This is a genomic window from Candidatus Pelagisphaera phototrophica, from assembly GCF_014529625.1.
Lineage (GTDB): Bacteria > Verrucomicrobiota > Verrucomicrobiia > Opitutales > Opitutaceae > Pelagisphaera > Pelagisphaera phototrophica.
Genome location: NZ_CP076039.1, coordinates 3,071,364 through 3,088,846 on the forward strand (window position 1 = coordinate 3,071,364; position 17,483 = coordinate 3,088,846).

General features: G+C 50.3%; 12 protein-coding genes. 4 read left to right on the forward strand and 8 right to left on the reverse strand.

What is annotated here, in order from left to right; genetic code table 11:
* Positions 1–51: 51 nt before the first annotated feature.
* From GA004_RS13235 to GA004_RS13250, 4 genes are all read right to left on the reverse strand, one after another.
* Positions 52–1,530, reverse strand: coding sequence for an ankyrin repeat domain-containing protein (locus tag GA004_RS13235; RefSeq protein WP_283394348.1), 1,479 nt, complete (start codon positions 1,528–1,530; stop codon positions 52–54).
* 42 nt (positions 1,531–1,572) lie between these two features.
* Positions 1,573–2,910, reverse strand: a complete 1,338-nt coding sequence (locus tag GA004_RS13240) for a DUF1552 domain-containing protein (RefSeq protein ID WP_343218860.1) — start codon at positions 2,908–2,910, stop codon at positions 1,573–1,575.
* Between the two features lie 21 nt (positions 2,911–2,931).
* The gene (locus GA004_RS13245) at positions 2,932–5,547 is read right to left on the reverse strand and encodes a DUF1592 domain-containing protein (RefSeq protein ID WP_283394350.1); all 2,616 of its coding nucleotides are present in this window, start codon (positions 5,545–5,547) and stop codon (positions 2,932–2,934) included.
* 249 nt (positions 5,548–5,796) lie between these two features.
* On the reverse strand, positions 5,797–6,999 hold the full coding sequence (locus GA004_RS13250) for a phosphoribosyltransferase family protein (protein ID WP_283394351.1): 1,203 nt from the start codon (positions 6,997–6,999) through the stop codon (positions 5,797–5,799).
* A 217-nt stretch (positions 7,000–7,216) separates the two neighbouring features.
* Here GA004_RS13250 and GA004_RS13255 point away from each other — a divergent pair, with 217 nt between their 5' ends.
* Positions 7,217–7,840 (forward strand): hypothetical protein, encoded by a 624-nt coding sequence (locus tag GA004_RS13255; RefSeq protein WP_283394352.1) that lies wholly within the window; start codon positions 7,217–7,219, stop codon positions 7,838–7,840.
* A 681-nt stretch (positions 7,841–8,521) separates the two neighbouring features.
* Here the strand turns inward: GA004_RS13255 and GA004_RS13260 are convergent.
* Complete coding sequence (locus tag GA004_RS13260) at positions 8,522–9,310, reverse strand: SDR family NAD(P)-dependent oxidoreductase (protein WP_283394353.1); 789 nt, start codon at positions 9,308–9,310, stop codon at positions 8,522–8,524.
* A gap of 210 nt (positions 9,311–9,520) precedes the next feature.
* Here GA004_RS13260 and GA004_RS13265 point away from each other — a divergent pair, with 210 nt between their 5' ends.
* On the forward strand, positions 9,521–10,903 hold the full coding sequence (locus GA004_RS13265; protein ID WP_283394354.1) for an MATE family efflux transporter: 1,383 nt from the start codon (positions 9,521–9,523) through the stop codon (positions 10,901–10,903).
* 303 nt (positions 10,904–11,206) lie between these two features.
* On the opposite strand, the gene ilvC is transcribed toward GA004_RS13265, so the two are convergent.
* The gene (ilvC, locus tag GA004_RS13270; protein WP_283394355.1) at positions 11,207–12,688 is read right to left on the reverse strand and encodes a ketol-acid reductoisomerase; all 1,482 of its coding nucleotides are present in this window, start codon (positions 12,686–12,688) and stop codon (positions 11,207–11,209) included.
* A 110-nt stretch (positions 12,689–12,798) separates the two neighbouring features.
* Between ilvC and modF the strand changes: the two genes are divergently transcribed.
* Positions 12,799–14,247 (forward strand): molybdate ABC transporter ATP-binding protein ModF, encoded by a 1,449-nt coding sequence (modF, locus tag GA004_RS13275; protein ID WP_283394356.1) that lies wholly within the window; start codon positions 12,799–12,801, stop codon positions 14,245–14,247.
* A gap of 111 nt (positions 14,248–14,358) precedes the next feature.
* Here the strand turns inward: modF and GA004_RS13280 are convergent, their stop codons facing one another.
* The gene (locus tag GA004_RS13280; RefSeq protein WP_283394357.1) at positions 14,359–14,751 is read right to left on the reverse strand and encodes a MerC domain-containing protein; all 393 of its coding nucleotides are present in this window, start codon (positions 14,749–14,751) and stop codon (positions 14,359–14,361) included.
* Between the two features lie 279 nt (positions 14,752–15,030).
* Between GA004_RS13280 and msrA the strand changes: the two genes are divergently transcribed.
* A complete protein-coding gene (msrA, locus tag GA004_RS13285; protein ID WP_283394358.1) occupies positions 15,031–15,579 on the forward strand; it encodes a peptide-methionine (S)-S-oxide reductase MsrA in 549 nt (182 codons plus the stop codon).
* A 6-nt stretch (positions 15,580–15,585) separates the two neighbouring features.
* Here the strand turns inward: msrA and GA004_RS13290 are convergent, their stop codons facing one another.
* On the reverse strand, positions 15,586–17,424 hold the full coding sequence (locus GA004_RS13290; protein ID WP_283394359.1) for a sulfatase family protein: 1,839 nt from the start codon (positions 17,422–17,424) through the stop codon (positions 15,586–15,588).
* Positions 17,425–17,483: the final 59 nt, after the last annotated feature.

Consider the following 17,483-nt stretch of genomic DNA (forward strand, 5'->3'; position numbering starts at 1 on the left):
GGAATTGCTACCGAAGAAGACTCCACTGAATTATTGAAACAGCGTACTTTGCTAGTTCGCGTAGTTCGTGTGGTTTGGCTTAGGACCAGAAGGTGGTTCAATTCCGTGTCTAGCCATCACCCCAATAATCGCTTCCACCGTCTCAAACGAAGGCTTAAAGTTTCCAGGACGGTAACCTTGCGCGATTAGCAAAGGAGTCCGGCCGTCATCATTTTTCGTATTCCAAATATTGATGTCCGACCCTAATTCATCGAGGTAGTAGACCATTGAGGGGATATTCTTCAGCGCCGCTCCATGCATCGCGGTCTCTCCATTTCTATCTACCGTATTGATATCTACTCCCAGAGAAACGATGAGTTTCGTGGCTTTCAAGCATTCGGCTTCATTTCCAGCTTCTTCCTCGGGAGCCCTACTTCCGACGCCCGCCGCCGCTAGAAACGCTGTCGTGCCTTGATTGTTTGGAATGTGCGGATCCGCACCGAGCTCTAGGAGCAACTTCATATAGGGAACGTCCGCCCTATCGGAGGCTAGAAAGAAAGCTGTCGCCCCAAAATCTCTATTCTTGACGCTTCCCTTACCTTTCTCGAGTCGACAATTCACATCAGCCCCTCGGGCGACCAGCTCGCGAATAAACTGTTCACTGTTGCGTAAGCCAGAGCCGCGCGGTGCAGGATCTCCACTAGCCGATTCTCCGATATCCGGTTTACGTATCCATGTAAGGGCATGCAAAACGGAGTATCCTGTGCGAATATCGTTTGGATCTGCTCCCCTGTCTAAAAGCTCAATCGCGAGATCAAAGTGACCATTTTCCGCTGCCAGCATGAGAGGGCTAGTCCCTGACATGGGAAGCTTCCCGAAGAATCGCTCTGGACTCATCACCGCATTAATGTCCGCTCCTGCATCAAGGAGCATGTGCGTCACTTCATGTTCACCATTTCGCACAGCGAAAAACAAAGGCGTGTATCCAGAATACTCTAGAGGAGTCGTAAAATCCGCTCCATTTTCGAGAAGTTCGCGGACCACGCTAGCATGCCCCTCAGCGGCAGCCCACATAACGGCAGTCTGATCACGGCTTTCTTGGGCATCGATCTCGGCTCCCGCATCCAGGAGGGCTTTGACAGCGCCAATCTTTCCGGTACGCGATGCGGTCATCAACGCGGTTTCGCCTCCTCTGGCAGAGCTATTCGGATCCGCCCCCGCTTTGAGCAGTCTCGAGACGATCGCTTCATTGCCATTCAGGCACGCTAAATAAAGAGGGGTGATTCCATATCGATTCTTTATAGTCGAGCTGGCCCCTCGCTCGACCAACTCGTTTACGAGATCGGCCTTGTCATGGTAAGTCGCCCAATGCAGCGCGCTCATCCCATCAACCTGAGTCGCATTGATGTCCCCTTCCTCAATAATTAAACTCAATGTATCAAAGGCCCCTGCCTCAACCGCATCGGCCAGTTTCGAATCTGGTGCGGCCTGCAGCGTGCCCAAGAGAAGAACGAAAACAGAGAGGGAGGTGGGATATGTTTTTATCTTCATCTCTTAGTTAGCTCTGCAGTGGGGATTCAACCAAAGATTCGTTTAGACCGAAAGCGGTTCAAACAGATCGTTGATCATTCCGTCACTATCGCCAAACGAATCGATTTTCACCCCAACCTTGTCGAGAAGAGTCAGATGCAAGTTCGCTAAAGGCGTAGGCTTGTCATACCGAATGTGGCGATTTCCCTTCATCCCTCCGGAGGCTCCACCCGCAACGATGCAAGGCAGATTCGTGTGATCATGAACATTGGGATTGCCAATACCGCTTCCGTAAAGAATTAGCACATTGTCTAACAATGAGCCGTTACCTTCTCGAGTATTCTTCAATTTCTCCAAATATTCCGCAAACAAGGAAACATGAAATGCATTGATCTTAGACATGCGCTCAATCTTATCCGGATTGTCACCATGGTGCGAAAGTGGATGGTGCGGATCGGAAACACCGATTTCAGGATACGAGCGATTACTGGTTTCGCGCGCAATTTGAAAAGTGGAAATTCGTGTAATGTCACCTTGATACGCCAGTAGTTGGAGATCGAACATTAGACGTGCATGATCCGCATACATCGCTGGAACTCCCATAGGGCGTTCGAGATCTGGCAATGGGTTGTCTTTCGAATCTAATTCCGCTTTCTGTATTCGTCTTTCAACTTCACGTATGGCGTCCAAATACTCTGTTAAACGTGCTCGGTCACGAACACCCAAGTCACGCTTCATGCGTTTCATATCTTCTGTTATCGAATCGAGTAGGCTCGCACGCTTCCTCAAAGCCTCCCGTCTTTCCTCAGGAGTCCCGCCTTCACCAAAAAGGTTTTCAAAAACGATGCGCGGGTGGGCTTCCGCCGGTAGTGGAGTTGTAGGGGAAGACCAAGAAAGATTGTTTTGATACACGCAAGCGTATCCATTGTCGCACTGGCCAACCGTCTCCATCAAATCCATGGCTAGCTCTAGTGAGGGAAGTTGGGTTTCCTGTCCGATTTGCTTAGCAGCAACTTGGTCCGCAGTAGTCCCAAGGTAATAGTCTGAACTCTCGGTCACTTTCGCCTTCGCAGCGCTCAAGAACGAAGAATTCGAAGTCGCGTGCGACCCCGGGTAAGCAGGTTTCAAATCCATATTCGTCAACACCGTTGTGTGGTCTTTAACGGGAGAGAGTGAATCGAGAATCGGCGAGAGCTTATCGAGCGTGTCGTCGCTCCCAGGCGTCCATCTTGATTGGTCACAGCCCATTGGCATGAAAACGTAGCCGAGACGCCGCACCCCGTTGGCTGCCGTTCTCGAGGTAGCAGTGGCGGCAGGAACCATCGCATCGAGTAGCGGCAATGCGAACGACGCTCCCACGCCTTTTAGAAAGGTTCTCCGGGGTATATACCTTTTAGTTATGAATTTCATAGTATTTACTCTCTATTGCGAACGGATTGCTACGTAATCACCGTCTGGTTTAGCTCTCATCTGAAACGGCACGCTTTTCACGATACCTAGTATTATCGACGAAAACCTGTATTCGTTTGATCGTGCGTTTCTCACGATCCCCCGAACTGCTGGGGCGTCATGGGCTTCGATTCCCCTACCTAGCGCAAATGTAAGCAATTTTTCACTTAAAGTACGAACAAAAAGTTCCGGGCGCTCCAATAGGCCCTCCTCGAGCGGCCCTACTCCGTTGAAAACGCTTCCATCGGGCAATCCGCCCGATACATCAATCGACGTACCATCTTCGTATTCCCTCCAGCGGCCAACGGCATCGAAATTCTCCAATGCAAATCCCACAGGATCCATCAGGTTGTGGCAGCCGGCACACGCCGGATTCTCACGATGTTCCGCCAATTGCTCCCTCATTGAAAGCGTCGCATCCACTTTATTCTCCTCAAGAGCGGGAATGTTCGGAGGGGGCGGGGGTGGGGGCGTTCCTATTATGTTTTCTAGAATCCAGCTTCCTCGGATAACCGGTGAGGTTCGCGTTGCGTAAGAAGTAACTGTAAGGATACTGCCTTGTCGAAGCAACCCACCTCGATTGTGATCCAGATCAAGACTGACCCGGCGGAACCGGCTACCTGCAATGTTTGGGATGTCGTAATGGTAGGCCAATCGCTCGTCAAGAAAAGTATAGTCCGATTTTAGCAAATCCAGGACGCTTCGATCCTCCCTCATTACACTTTCGAAAAACAGCTCTGTCTCTTTTCGAAAGGACTGCCTCAAATTATCATCGAAGTCTGGATACAACCTCGAATCGGGCACAACCGAATCCAAGTTTCGCAGATGCAACCATTGGCTCGCAAAATTATCTACTAGGTTAACCGCCTTCTCGTCGTCAAGCATCCGGGCTACCTGTGCTTCCAGAACTCCGGGATTACGAAGTTTGCCCGCAATCGCCAAATCTAGCAGTTCCTCATCAGGCAAACTGCTCCAGAGGAAGAAGGACAATCGGCTCGCTAATTCCAAGTCACTGATCCGATAAGCCTCGCCGGGCTTCGAACCCGCGGGATCTTTCTCCACTCGAAACAAAAACTCAGGGCTCACGAGAATGGAACTCAAAGCCATCTCAATGCCAGATTCAAATCCACCCCCTTCCTTACCTTCCTTGAAGAATTCCATCGGGCGCTTTAGATCCGCATTGGAAATAGAACGGCGATAAGCCAGCTTCATCAGGTTCGCGAGGATCTCGCGGGCAACGGACTCCTCCGCACTCTCATCGGAAGGATGCTTTATGAAGATCTTTTTCCGGCTAGGAGTATCTCCTGCCCCTTTTGCCTCAAAAGGACCCGTAATGGAAATTTGATATACTGCAGGTGTAAGACGCGGGTGACGGTGATGATTGTAATGGGCACGGAAGGGCTCTCGCTTAATTTCCAATAGAGAGTACGGAGTTTGCAAAAACGTCACCCCTAGTTTCCTTGGACCTGCCTTCGCACTGAATCGCGTCTTTAAGTGTTTATCCAATTGGCTATGATCTCGAATGCCTTTGGGAAGATCTATTGTAAACCGTTTCACCAGGGATCGATCGAGAAGGATCTCCATTTCGTGAGTCTCCTTCAGTCCTTCCACGTGCTCATTGCGATCACGTGTAAGAAGCACTTCGATTTCGTATTCACCATCTTGGGGAAACGTATAGTCGATGAGGGTACCGCCACGGGTGCCAATCGGAAGTCCGTCAACATGTTTTTCCTGCGTAACATCTGGACGGATACGATAGGTATCTCCTCTTGGAGAACGGTAGGGCGTTCCCACTGCTAAGCGGCTGATCTTCTGAGCCGCTGAAATATACCGGTCGAGCAAGCTCGGGGAAAGCGCTCCCACTGTGACGTTATCAAAACCATGGCTCTCATCGTCCTTCGGGAGCAAGCTCTTCGCATCGATGTTGACTGCGAGAAGATCGCGAATCGCGTTCTGATACTCGGTTCGATTCAAACGACGAAACGTCTCAACGCGTCCCGGCTTCGGGTGAATTGAGGCGTGGGCGTCCAGCGATTCAGTAATCGAAGCGAGCACCGCATCATAAGTAGCCTCGCTTGGCCGCTTCCGGTCGGGTGGAGGCATTTGACGTGAATCTAGCCGTTTGATCACCTTCTCCCACAATTCAGGATTTTCCTCTGAATCCTCGAGCGAAATTCCTTCCAAGACCAAGTCGCCCTTTCTTTCATCCGGATTGTGACAACTGACACAATACTGATTTACCAGCCCATGCTTGGAAGAAATGATCGGATCTCGTTCATCCCCGTTGTCCGACAATCCAATCAATTTTCCTTCCAGCCATTCCGCTACCGATTCGAGTTCAGATTCCCGAGGGCGTTTCACATCTTCCTCTTCTTCGGGCGGCATTTCGCGTTCCCGCAGCATCCAGGCCACCTCATCCCAAACCTCAAAATGCTGGTCAACTCCAGTCCCCAAGAGGGTTTCGAGATCGAGTTTTCCCTTTTTCTTGTCTGGATTGTGGCAACTGACACAGTATTCGTTAACGAAATCGAGAAGAGGCTCCTCGATCGCGTAATCTTCTCCGCTCGTTTTCGATGAAAAGAAAAACAAAGAAACGCCACAAATCGCTGAGGAGAATTTTGCGCGTAAGGCAACTGGGATATAGGTCGCACAGAGCATTTCAGGATATAGCCAGGGCTAATTTAGACAGGTACCCAACAGCCCCTACTACTTATTACATCTAAGGGTGGAAAATTGGACGGATTCAAGCTTAAGAGCCCCTCTCAAAGAGAAAAACGACTTTTTCCGATTCTGGGCAACCGGCAGGACATTCAAAAAATCAACCGGAAAGCCTAAACACTAGCCTTGATTTAGGGCCTTTAGCTGCTCACTGAGCCAGATCTTGCGTTTCCACCGGGTATTTTTTGAAGACATGTCGATAGAGTAGAGACTGTCGCCCATGTCCGGTTGCGGCAGGCTAAGGATACGACACAAATTTAGGGCGAGCCACTTTTCAATTTTTAGTACGACCATTTTCTTGCGAAGCCGCCCCTGAATATCGCGATTGAGCACCGTTGGAATGGTGTTGAGCGTAAGGATTTCGTCGATCGCCGTATTGGCCATTTTTACTCGACCCTCCTCGCTTGCGTAAAAGTGCGTCAGAGCAAAAACAGTCTTACCTGGGTTTACTTGCTTCAATAGCTGACAGGATTTAACTACCGTCGAACCAGTCCGCACCATATCATCGAAAAGAACGATGTCATGACCTTGAATATCCTCGAGCTTCGTTTCACTTTCCTCATGGATTTTGATTTCAACCTGCCGCTCACTAATCCTTTCCTTGTCGAGAAGGACAAACTTTGCCTTGTCGAGTCCAAGTTGGGCAAACATCTCCTTAACGAACTCCCTGGCTCCCTTGTCTGGGGCGCAAAGCGCCAACCCTTCTCCAGCATCTTCGTAGTCGACAATATCTGAATTCAACAAGTAGTCGACGTAGATGTCATAGGGAATCAAGTTGTAAAACTTCCCATCGAAGACTTCGCTAAACATTGCTTGCACTGAGAAAGAGTGATTGTGGACCGTTAGCACTCGATCCACTCCCGCTAGCTTCAGCATCTGCGCGTACAGCTTCGCAGTAAAAAGCTGGCCATCGAATTTCTTGAGATCCTTCAGGTCGCGTTCAACTTCGGTTTTGCCCAAATTCGGTCGCGGTCCTCGGTCTTGGGCACTGTAGTACAGATCGGGCTCTACGAGAATCACCTCCGCGGCGCCGTTCTCTTTCGCTGCCCGAGCAATCATCAAGTTTCGCATCGCGAGGCTCTGACGGCTCATCACGAGACTGCTCGTGCTGACGATTATAATGCTTTTTCCGCTCAGCTTGTTTCCGATTTCGGAAAAATCCTGCTCATCCGAAATGAAACGCGGACAGAATTCCGAATTGGCGAACCGCTTCATGCTGATGAGGTCCGCGACATCCTCCCCCTGACCCATCGCGAAGGCGACGTCGATAGCGAACGGATCATCTGAGGAATTTCCAACGACAATGTATTTTGGTTCAGTCATACGGGGGAATTTCGATTTGGAAAACTCGGAACTTGGAGGAGCGTGCACGAGTATTTGAAAAAACAAGCAACGAGAACCAAAAGGGCGAGCTTTATTCGCTGCAAATGTTCATGTGGGAAGGGTTTGTTCGAAACGTTGACTGACTCGCATAAGGTTGCGTCAAACGCGATGTTTCTCTTTCGTTAGAAAATCACTCAACACACCTCACCTTTTCCATATGAAAATCTTTGGTCTAACTCCCTCCCAAGTTCTCGAAAGATCGGGGACTGTAAAAATCAAAAGCCCCTACTCCCTAGCTTTTTCCATTCTCTACGGAGGCATCGGTTTTGGATTGGTCAGCGTGATTGCCTATTCGATCTGGGCCTTCAGACTCATCCGCGGACAAGGTCCGATGTATGCCTCAATTGCACTCGTGTACCTGCTACTCTCTGGCTGGGTCCTGAGTCGGCTAACACTCGCGCCAAAGAATCAAATTCGGTTTACGGCTCTTTTCGCGGTCGCCTTTCTCGGATACGCCGTCCTCTGGTGCCTCTTCTGGTTTGGCCTTAAAGGGCAACATCACGGCGATCTTTACGGCTCTGCGCTAGGACTCCTTCTATTGGCAATTATTCTGAAACGGGCTTTTGGCAGCCAAGGGAATCTATTATTTGTATTCGGAATCTTGTTCACGTTCCACACGTTGGGCTACTATACGGGCGATGAACTCCATCAAATCACAGGAGGTTCCACGGGTCGTCTTTTGTGGGGGGCTTGCCACGGAATTGGATTTGGAGCAGGCTTGGGCTGCTTAATTCACCAATGTCAGCTCCCATTGATAGACGCTTCCGAATCAACCGACTAAGGTCCTTCGTCAATTTCGCGGGCCCGATGGAACTAAAAATGCGTCGTTGAAGGGATCTTGAGTCAAATTTGGAAGACTACCAGGAAACGACAAGGGTCTTTCCGCGGTCCCTTCTATTCGAATATCGGCTCGCCCCAATGGAAGGATTCCAAATCCATCGTCGTTGACGGATGAGCTTCCCCAACGGTGCTCTTTCCTTCAATCTTGAAATGAGCGGACGGATGCTAATAAAAAGGGGCAGTCCTTCAATAGTGGAGACAGTTTCGAGGCGAAGCCCAAACCAAGAAAGACCACGAGGTTACCAACGAAGATATCGAGTACTCTAATCTCATTCTCTGGGGCGACCCGAGCAGTAATCAAATACTGGCCCGTATCCAATCGAGACTCCCCTTTGAATGGAATGCCAAATTATTTCGGATCGGCAAACAAACCTATTCGACCGATGAACAGGCACCCGTGATGATCTATCCCAATCCGCTCAACCCGAAGCAATATATCGAATCAATTCGGGTTTCACTTTCAGTAAATTCTCAGGAGGCAGCAATTCTCTACAGATTCCCAAGTTGCCTGACTGGGCGGTCATTGACTTGGTCGGAACTCAAGATTCGCAGTATCCCGTTGGAGTTATCGACGCCGGCTTTTTTGACGAGAGTTGGCTATTTAAAGTGCGCTAGTTCCCTACTAGTCCTCTGGTATCTGAAGATTAGGCAACTGACTTGCGGTGGTCCAACCGCCATCAACTAGCAGGGTTTGCCCAGTGATGTGATTTGCCTTGTCAGATACCAGAAAAAGGGCCGCGTTGGCGATATCCTGAACCGTGGCGACTCGCCCCATAGGAATCGTCCCGCGCCAGCCATCCTCGAAGGTGGGGTCGTCACCCGTTGTCCGCTCGGTAAGCACCGCCCCGGGGGAGATAGCGTTTACCGTAATTGCATACTGGGAAAGCTCTCCCACGAGCCCTTTCGCCAGCATACGCAGTGCAGCCTTAGTCATTCCGTAGGGAACCAAATAAGGATGAGACTGATGCCCCGTAACGGAGGACATGAAAAGCATCCGTCCTCCCGTACTCTGCGTCTTCATACGCAGCGCCGCTGCTTGAGCTAGAAAGAACGACCCTTGCAGGTTTAAACTCACCAGCTTCTGGAACTTCTCCACTGAATAGTCGAGAAAGGCTCCGTAGGTCGTGATTCCTGCATTCGCAATTGCGATATGAATCGAGCCAAATCGTTCAACGGCATGGCCTATGAGCGAAGACGCGAACTTTGGATCGCTGGCATCGCCTCCCACCGCCTGACAAACCCCTCCTTCACTTCGGATCTTTTCTGCGGCACTTTCCGCTACCAGTTCATCCAGATCATTGAGGATCACCTGAGCACCCTCAAGCGCCAGAGAACGACAAATCTCGAATCCAATCCCGATCCCTGCACCGGTTACGACTGCAACTTTTCCCTTAAATTCAAGCTCTGACATGACATGCTATCCGTAGTTAAAAACGATCAGGGATCAAAAGGTTTCTTTGGGATAGGGTCGAATAGTTCCAATGGTCGGGCGGCTTATCCTTGAGCAGCCGACACTTTGGATGGTTCGACGACTGACTATGAATCGCCAGCCCGACCTTTAGACACTATCGACTATTTTCTTCCCTTTGATTCCGCATACCCTATTCCCATTGAGTATCTGATGTTGGGACGACTTGAAAAGCGGTGGCGAGAACCGGGTGGCTATCGGCAACTCCTAATCGTTGCGATCCCCCTGATTCTCAGCATGGGCTCGCATTCGATTCTCATCTTCGTCGATCGCGTCTTTCTTGCCCGTTATTCCGCAGATGCCCTTGCCGCTGCCCAGCCCGCGGGAATGCTCAATTTTTCCATTCTATGTTTCTTTCTTGGAGTCTCAATCTACACGTCGACCTTCGTGGCGCAATACACAGGAGCCAAAAAGCCCGAGAAAGTAGGACCCTCAGTATGGCAAGGAATCTACATCGCGTTCATTGGTGGTTTAACACTTCCCCTGTTCGCCCCGTTCGCTGATGAAATTTTCGCACTGATCGGCCACACCCCTGAAGTCCAGAAAAACGAGGCGACGTTCTTCAGTATCCTAACTTTTGGGGCATTTTTCTTTTTAGCCAATGGAGCATTTTCCTGCTTCTATTCTGGCCGGGGAAAGTCATGGACCATCGTTTGGATGAATCTGTCGATGACGATCATCAATATCGTCTTAGACTATGTTCTAATATTTGGAAAGTTCGGTTTTCCCGAGATGGGAATCGCCGGCGCCGCTATCGCCACCCTCGCTTCTTCAGCAACGATCATGTTTGCCTACGCAGCCCTCATTTGCTCGAAGCGGAACAACGAGAGATTCCAAACCAGAACCAACTGGCATTTCAACAAGCCGCTGTTTCAACGAATGATTCGCTTTGGGACGCCTTCAGGGGTCCACTTCTTTCTCGATGTCATGGGTTTTACGATTTTCGTGCTCATAATCGGTAGGATCGGGATTGTCGAGCTCGCTGCGAGCAACATAGTCCTGAACATCAATCTCCTTAGCCTCCTCCCCATGATAGGACTCGGAACCGCTACCAGTATTATGGTGGGACAATTTCAAGGAGCACAGAACAGCGGGCTTGCGGTCAAAACGACCTACTCCGCCCTACATATGGCCGTTATACATAGTTCGATAATGGCTACATTGTATTGGCTGATCCCCGACGTTCTCATTAGCCCTTTCATACATGAAGCCTCTGGTGGCAACCTTCCTCAACTAGAGGAAACGAGTATTAAGTTGCTGCGGTTTTTCATCGTTATCGTCTTTTTCGATTCACTGATCATAATGAGTGGAGGAGCACTCAAGGGATCAGGTGATACCAAATTTGTCATGACCACCCTCGCGGTCACTTCGATTTTCCTACTTGTTATTCCTTCGTATCTATTGATCGAAGTTTTCCAAAAGCCTGTTACGTACGCATGGATCAGCGTAGTTGCGAATCTCGGCATCGTGGGAGTCGTGTTCTTCCTGCGATTCCATTCCGGAAAGTGGCACAAGATCGAAGTGATTGAGCGGTAGGGAACGCAGATCGACTGACTAGGGCATTTTTTCGTTCGCAGGTCGTAAAAGGTAGGGCACGACGGCCCGGCGTGCCGTGGAAGCGGCTCAACAAACGCGACTCGCCGGACCGTCACCCCTACCTGCGACGCGAGAGGTTTCTCACCCACTCCCATGGATAAGCGACCGACTCGTCGAGAAATGCTCTAGGGATAGTCAGCCCTACCTTGATCACTAACGGTTAACTATCAAAAAAGGCCCCGCTTTCGCGGAGCCTTTTAAAAATCAATATTGATTGGCTTAAATTGGCCTAAACAAGCGGGACTAGCCAACCGCAATCTGCTTCATCGCTGTCATGTAGCCGCGCAAGGTGGCTCCAACTTTTTCGACGGGATGACTTCGGACTACCGTATTCACTTCTATGAGGCGCTGGTTGTCTACTTGATTGTCTAAAACGTCGAGTCCCTTTCCAATCACGTCAACATTAACCCCTTTCATGAAATCGCCCAGTAAAGGAACCGTGACATTCGAAAACAGGTAACAGCCGTACTCAGCCGTATCCGAAATTACCTTATTCATCTCGTAAAGCTTTTTCCGACCAATCAAGTTGGCGATTAGTGGGGTTTCGTGAAGTGACTCGTAATAGGCCGATTCCGCTTTGATTCCCGCGTTCGTCATCGACTCGAAGGCCAATTCAACCCCCGCCCGAATCATCGCGACCATGAGGATACCTTTGTCGTAGTAATCCTGTTCTGATATATCAACATCAGTTGGATTCGACTTTTCGAACGCCGTCTCATTCGTAGCCTCCCGCCATGCGAGCAAGTCCTTGTCGTCGTTGTCCCAATCCGCCATCATACCTGACGAAAACGCGCCGGACATGATGTCCTCTTGGTGCTTGTCGAAAAGATCGCGCATAATGCCTTTCATTTGCTCAGACAATTCGAACGCTTTGATTTTCGCCGGATTGCTGAGACGGTCCATCATATTCGTGATGCCGCCATGCTTGAGCGATTCGCAAATGGTATCGAAGGCGTGCTGAACAAACTTGCTGGCCCAACCTTCGTCCATTCCTTGCTCGACCATTTTATCGAAGCAAAGAAGCGATCCCGCCTGGAGCAGACCACACAGGATCGTTTGCTCCCCCATCAGGTCGGACTTCACTTCTGCAATGAAACTGGATTCGAGACAGCCGGCACGATCTCCACCCGTTCCAGCGGCATACGCTTTCGCAATGTCCCAGCCCTCGCCATTGGGATCGTTCTCGGTGTGAACCGCCAAAAGAGTTGGGACTCCAAAACCGCGCTTATACTCCTCACGGACCTCAGTGCCTGGGCTTTTCGGAGCGACCATAACAACCGTCAGATCTTCACGAATTTCCGCACCCTCTTCTACGATGTTGAAACCATGACTGTATGATAAACATGCCCCCTGTTTCATGTGAGGCTGAACCGATGCTACTACTGCGGCGTGCTGCTTGTCAGGAGTCAGATTCAGGACCAAATCGGCTGTCGGAAGCAGCTCCTCGTAAGCGCCTGCCACAAATCCGTTTTCAGTCGCGTTCTTCCACGACTGGCGCTGCTGGGAAATCGCTTCGTCTCGCAGAGCATAGCTGACATCCAACCCAGAGTCCCGCAGGTTAAGGCCTTGGTTCAGACCCTGGGCGCCACAGCCCACAATCACGATCTTCTTCCCCTTCAACGCTTCCACGCCGTCGAACTCAGAGCGATCCATAAATCGGCACCGTCCGAGTTGTTCCAGTTTCTGAGCTAAAGTCAGAGTATTGAAATAGTTTTTTCTGCTCATCGCGAGGTCGTCTAAAAATTGAAAACGGGAACCCTATGCAGGTCGCGCGACACGCGTAAAGCGAATAAAAGCTTTCCTGAGAGCTCTTTTTAGCAATCACTTAATCGCGCATGATCCTGAAGATTCTTCACTACCGGACCCTCCAAATCGATCATTGGGAAATTCACTCTGGTGAAACTTGGTGCTTGCTTGGCGGAAACGCATCCGGAAAGGGCCTCCTCGCCACACTTCTCACAGGAAAAGAGAAACCGGAAAAGGGCGAAATCATCGACCTCCCTGCCCCAACTATATGGGCTTCGTTCGAACGTCAGCAGGAGATTTACGAACGGGAGCTTAAGAATGATGAAACCGACTATCTAGACCGGTTCGACCCCGGAACAACCAGTCTCGAGATGCTCCTGCAGTCGGGATGCTCTAATTCAGAGGCCCTCGAACTCTCGCACGAGATGCACATCGAAGAGATCTTGGAACGCGGTTACAAGCTTCTCTCTAGCGGAGAGGCTCGCAAGGTCCTCCTCCTAAAAGAGATCCTTTCCAGGCCAGAACTCCTAATCCTAGACGAGCCTTTCGAAGGCCTCGACGTTCAATCTCGCAGAGAGCTTATTGAGCTGACTCAAAAGCTCGTTGATTCGGGCCAGAAGCTGTTGTTTCTCGTCAACCGCATCGACGATATTCCAGTTTTCGCCACCCATCTCGGACTAATCCAAAGGGGTCAGCTTGTTGAATACGGGCCTAAAGAAAATGTCATCCAAAAGCCGGAATTCAAACAAATCGTTGAACTGGACCAATCATCCGTTCCCGAACTGCCACCCCCTCCGGTTGAGACTTCAAAATCATTTGATACTATAGTCCGCCTTCGTAATTGCTCGGTTAAGTACGAAAAAACGATTCAGTTCGACGGCTTCGACTGGGAATTGAAATCTGGAGAACACACTCTAATCACGGGACCAAACGGCGCGGGAAAATCCACCCTGCTCCAGCTCCTTTCGGGAGACCACCCTCAATGCTACCAGAACGATATCAATATTTTCGGCTATCAACGCGGTACTGGAGAGAGCATCTGGGACATCAAAAAGCACATCGGTATCGTATCGGCATCTCTCCATCGCGACTATCGTGCTCCAGGAAACACTCTTACCACGGTTGTATCCGGATTTTATGACAGTATCGGGCTGTATCAGCAAGCGACACCCACTGAAAGGCAGTTAGCCCTGAAATGGCTCGAAATCATGGGACTTAGCGATCAGGCAAACGTTTTCTTCCGACAACTTTCATGGGGCCAGCAGCGACTCGCCCTAATCGCCCGCGGACTGATAAAGCAGCCACCTTTGCTCATCCTGGATGAACCGACCCAAGGTCTAGACGATCTCAATCGGCACTTGGTACTCGCTTTTATAGAAAAGCTGGCCGGTTTGAAGAATACGACTCTTCTCTTCGTCAGCCATCGACAGGACGAACATCTGAGTCTTTTCAAGCAGCGGGTCGAGTTTTCGCCTTCAAACCGGGACGGAGTACAATTCGAGCTTGGTCTTATCCAAGACCGTAATACGTCGAACTAGTGCTCAAGCTGCGCCGAATTCGTAGAGATGGCCCGCTACCTTGAATTGCTATGACAGGGTGCACAGCATGGTGCAAGTCCCTCACATTTTTCCCCCTGCTCACCGAAACGTTCAGCAATCCTCGCAAGGCTTCGACCATTTCCAATTTAGGAAATGGCCCAATACAAAAGCAGTTCCTCCAAGCAGCGTCGCATAGGGCTCCAGAGAATGGTCAACAAATGGCCGGACCAGCAGAAAAATCGCTAATCCGATTACGCCCAGAAGAAAATGGCCTTTTTTCCCGTGCATCCGGAAGCCGTTTATGAACGTGAAACCCGCTAGAAGTGCGATCGCCGCAATCATTCCTGATTCGAACCCTTCGTGCCCTAAAAACTCGAAACCTAAAACGGACAAGGTACTCAAGAGTACCGGGGTCGCCAAGCAATGAATGGCGCAGGCCACTGACAAGCCCATGCCTGCCAGATCCAATTTCGCTACGTAACTCGCGGGAACAATCGTTTTCATACTTACTAAATATCTCTATAAAACCTGCCTTGATGCAAGTAGCTCGCGAAACTATGGCAAGTTATTTGCGATTAATTAATAGAATCTGCAAAAAGGGACGGTACCCAAGAGCAGTTTCGGAGGCATTCGTTGGGCAACCGGTTCCTTCTGGGCATCCTCGCTTTCCCTGTACCTCCTGCCCGACCTTGCAACAGATCACCGGAACCGTACGTTGTTTCGTCTATGAGATTCGCCTTTACCAAATTTACTGTCGCACTCACCGTTTTGAATATTCTTCCTATGACCTCACACCTAGCCGCTGACGATATTGCCGGAACCGATAAGATAACCCTAGGAGCGGGCTGCTTCTGGTGCACCGAAGCGGTCATGGAGCGCGTCGAGGGCGTCAAAAGCGCCGTTTCAGGCTACATGGGAGGGCACGTCGAGAACCCCACTTATCGACAGGTCGTTACGGGTGAAACCGGCCACGCCGAGGTTGCCCAGATCCATTTTGACCCAAAAGTGATTTCACTCGAAGAAGTCCTCGATATCTTCTGGCTCATGCACGACCCGACGACTCTTAACCGACAAGGAGCAGATGCGGGAACGCAGTACCGCTCAGCGATCTACTACCACAGCAACGAGCAGAAAAAAGTAGCTGAAAAGTCGATTGCCAAGCTCACCGAATCAGGAAAATTTGCCGACCCAATCGTCACCGAAGTCACCCAGGCAAGCATCTTTTATACGGCCGAAGATTATCATCAGGAGTACTACGAGCTCAATAAAAACGCGGGCTACTGCCGTTATGTCATCCATCCCAAGCTTAAAAAGCTAGGATTTGAGGACTAGATTGTCTTATTCGCCCGTAAAATAGGCCAGTCGGCGACTTACATTACCTCGCACGTTAGAGCGCCATTCCTTCGGAAAAATGCCTGGATTGATATTAAATTCGTATCCGGGCTGGCCATCTTGAAGCAAGGTCACCGTATTTAGAATGAGGTTCGCCTCCACTTCCGATTCCGCATTTTTCAACGACAAGTAAATTGCCTTTTGGGGTTTTACGGCACCGATCAAAGCGAGGAACTCAGCCGCTCTGACTCTAACCAGATTATCACCGTCATTCTTAACGAGATTTTTTGCGGTTTCGGAAAAGCTCGACGCTTCCTTGCCAAAAGAGCTGCAAACAATCGCTCCCCAGTACCGTACCCAAGGGTCATTCGATTTGAACGCTTTTGCGATCCCGCTTTTCGCTTTGGCAAAGGGAAGTAGACTCAAATTAGCCGTATCAACGAGCTTGCCGATCCGATCTTGATTTTCTCGCCCAAACTGGACTGGGTTCGACAAGGCCTCTGAAAGCATGGCGGGTTCCGGTAAAAAGCTGAGATCCGAGATTTCCTTGACCTGATTTGTTAGGCGCTGTCTCAAATCCCTCAATACGCTCGCAGATTTAGGATCGTCGGCCAGATTATTGGTCTCGTGCGGATCCTTTTCAATATCGTATAGAGCCTCTGCCTCACGTGGCTCAAAAAACTGACTTTGCACTGCGTTTAGTTCGCCCGCTTGGTACATCGCGTACCACTCTCTGTAGGCCAGCATCTTGTATCGGTAGTCGTTGAACAAGCCATCGAAATTGAAGGGCTGGTAATTGCGAATGTACTTGTATTTTCCTTTTCGAAAGGTCCTGACCAAATCGTACTTTTCATCGAAACGGTCCGCGTAGCCAAAGGCCTCGTCTCGGCGAATGAGGTCCCGAGCCGTAACCCCTTCTCCCAAAAAAGGCATCCCATCCATCGTCTCTGGCACATCCACACCTGCCAGATTCAGCACGGTCGGCCCAAAATCGATAAAGCTCACAAACCCGTCCACGCTTCTCCCTGCATTCACTGGCAGCAAGTGTCTCCATTTTTCGGGGGCATGGACAACAAGTGGCACGTTCAGGCCACTTTCGTAAGCGTAGCCCTTTCCACGCGGCAGCACCCCTCCATGGTCCCCATAATAGAAAACGATCGTATCATCGGCAACGCCGTCGTCCTTTAACCGAGCCAGGAATTCCCCCATTTGGGCATCCGTCTCGATGTGATGATCCTGAAATTTGGCGTAAGTGTAGCGGAAGACTGGCGTGTCCGGATGGTAAGGAAAAACTTTGATGCCGTGCGGATCGGTTTCGGTCGCGTTCTCCTCCATGAATTCTTCGGTGAAATGCAACTGCCCTTCATGCGTTCTCCCAAAGTTCTGCACATGAAAAAAAGGCTGCTCGGAATCCCGGTTTCGGTAGGTCGCTTTGTTGGACGACTCATCCCACATTCCTTTGTCGCTCAAATTGTAGTCTGTCTTACTGTTGTTAGTCGTGTAGTAGCCCGCTTCGCGCAGATAATGAGGAAACATCCGCAGACCTTCGGGCATCGGAGCCATGGCAGCTCGCCGGTGGTACTGAGCGGCGATTCGCGGCGCATAAGATCCCGTAATGAGCGTGCTCCGGGCAACTGAGCAAACCGGAGCATTTGAGAAGGCGTTCTGAAAAACGAGCCCGTTCTCCGCCAGCTTTTCAATGTTTGGCATCGCCGCCCCTCCCTCTTCGTAGAGGCGAAGCCAGTGCTTGGAGTTGTCCTCGGAAACCATCCAGACGATGTTGGGCCGGTCTGCCGCTATGGCAGCGGCGCCGACTAGAGAAATGATGCAAAGCGCTAGTCTCATAAGTTGTTTAAAAGTGGATTAATCGTGCAGGAACCAGTACGAATCCCGTGAAAGGGTTA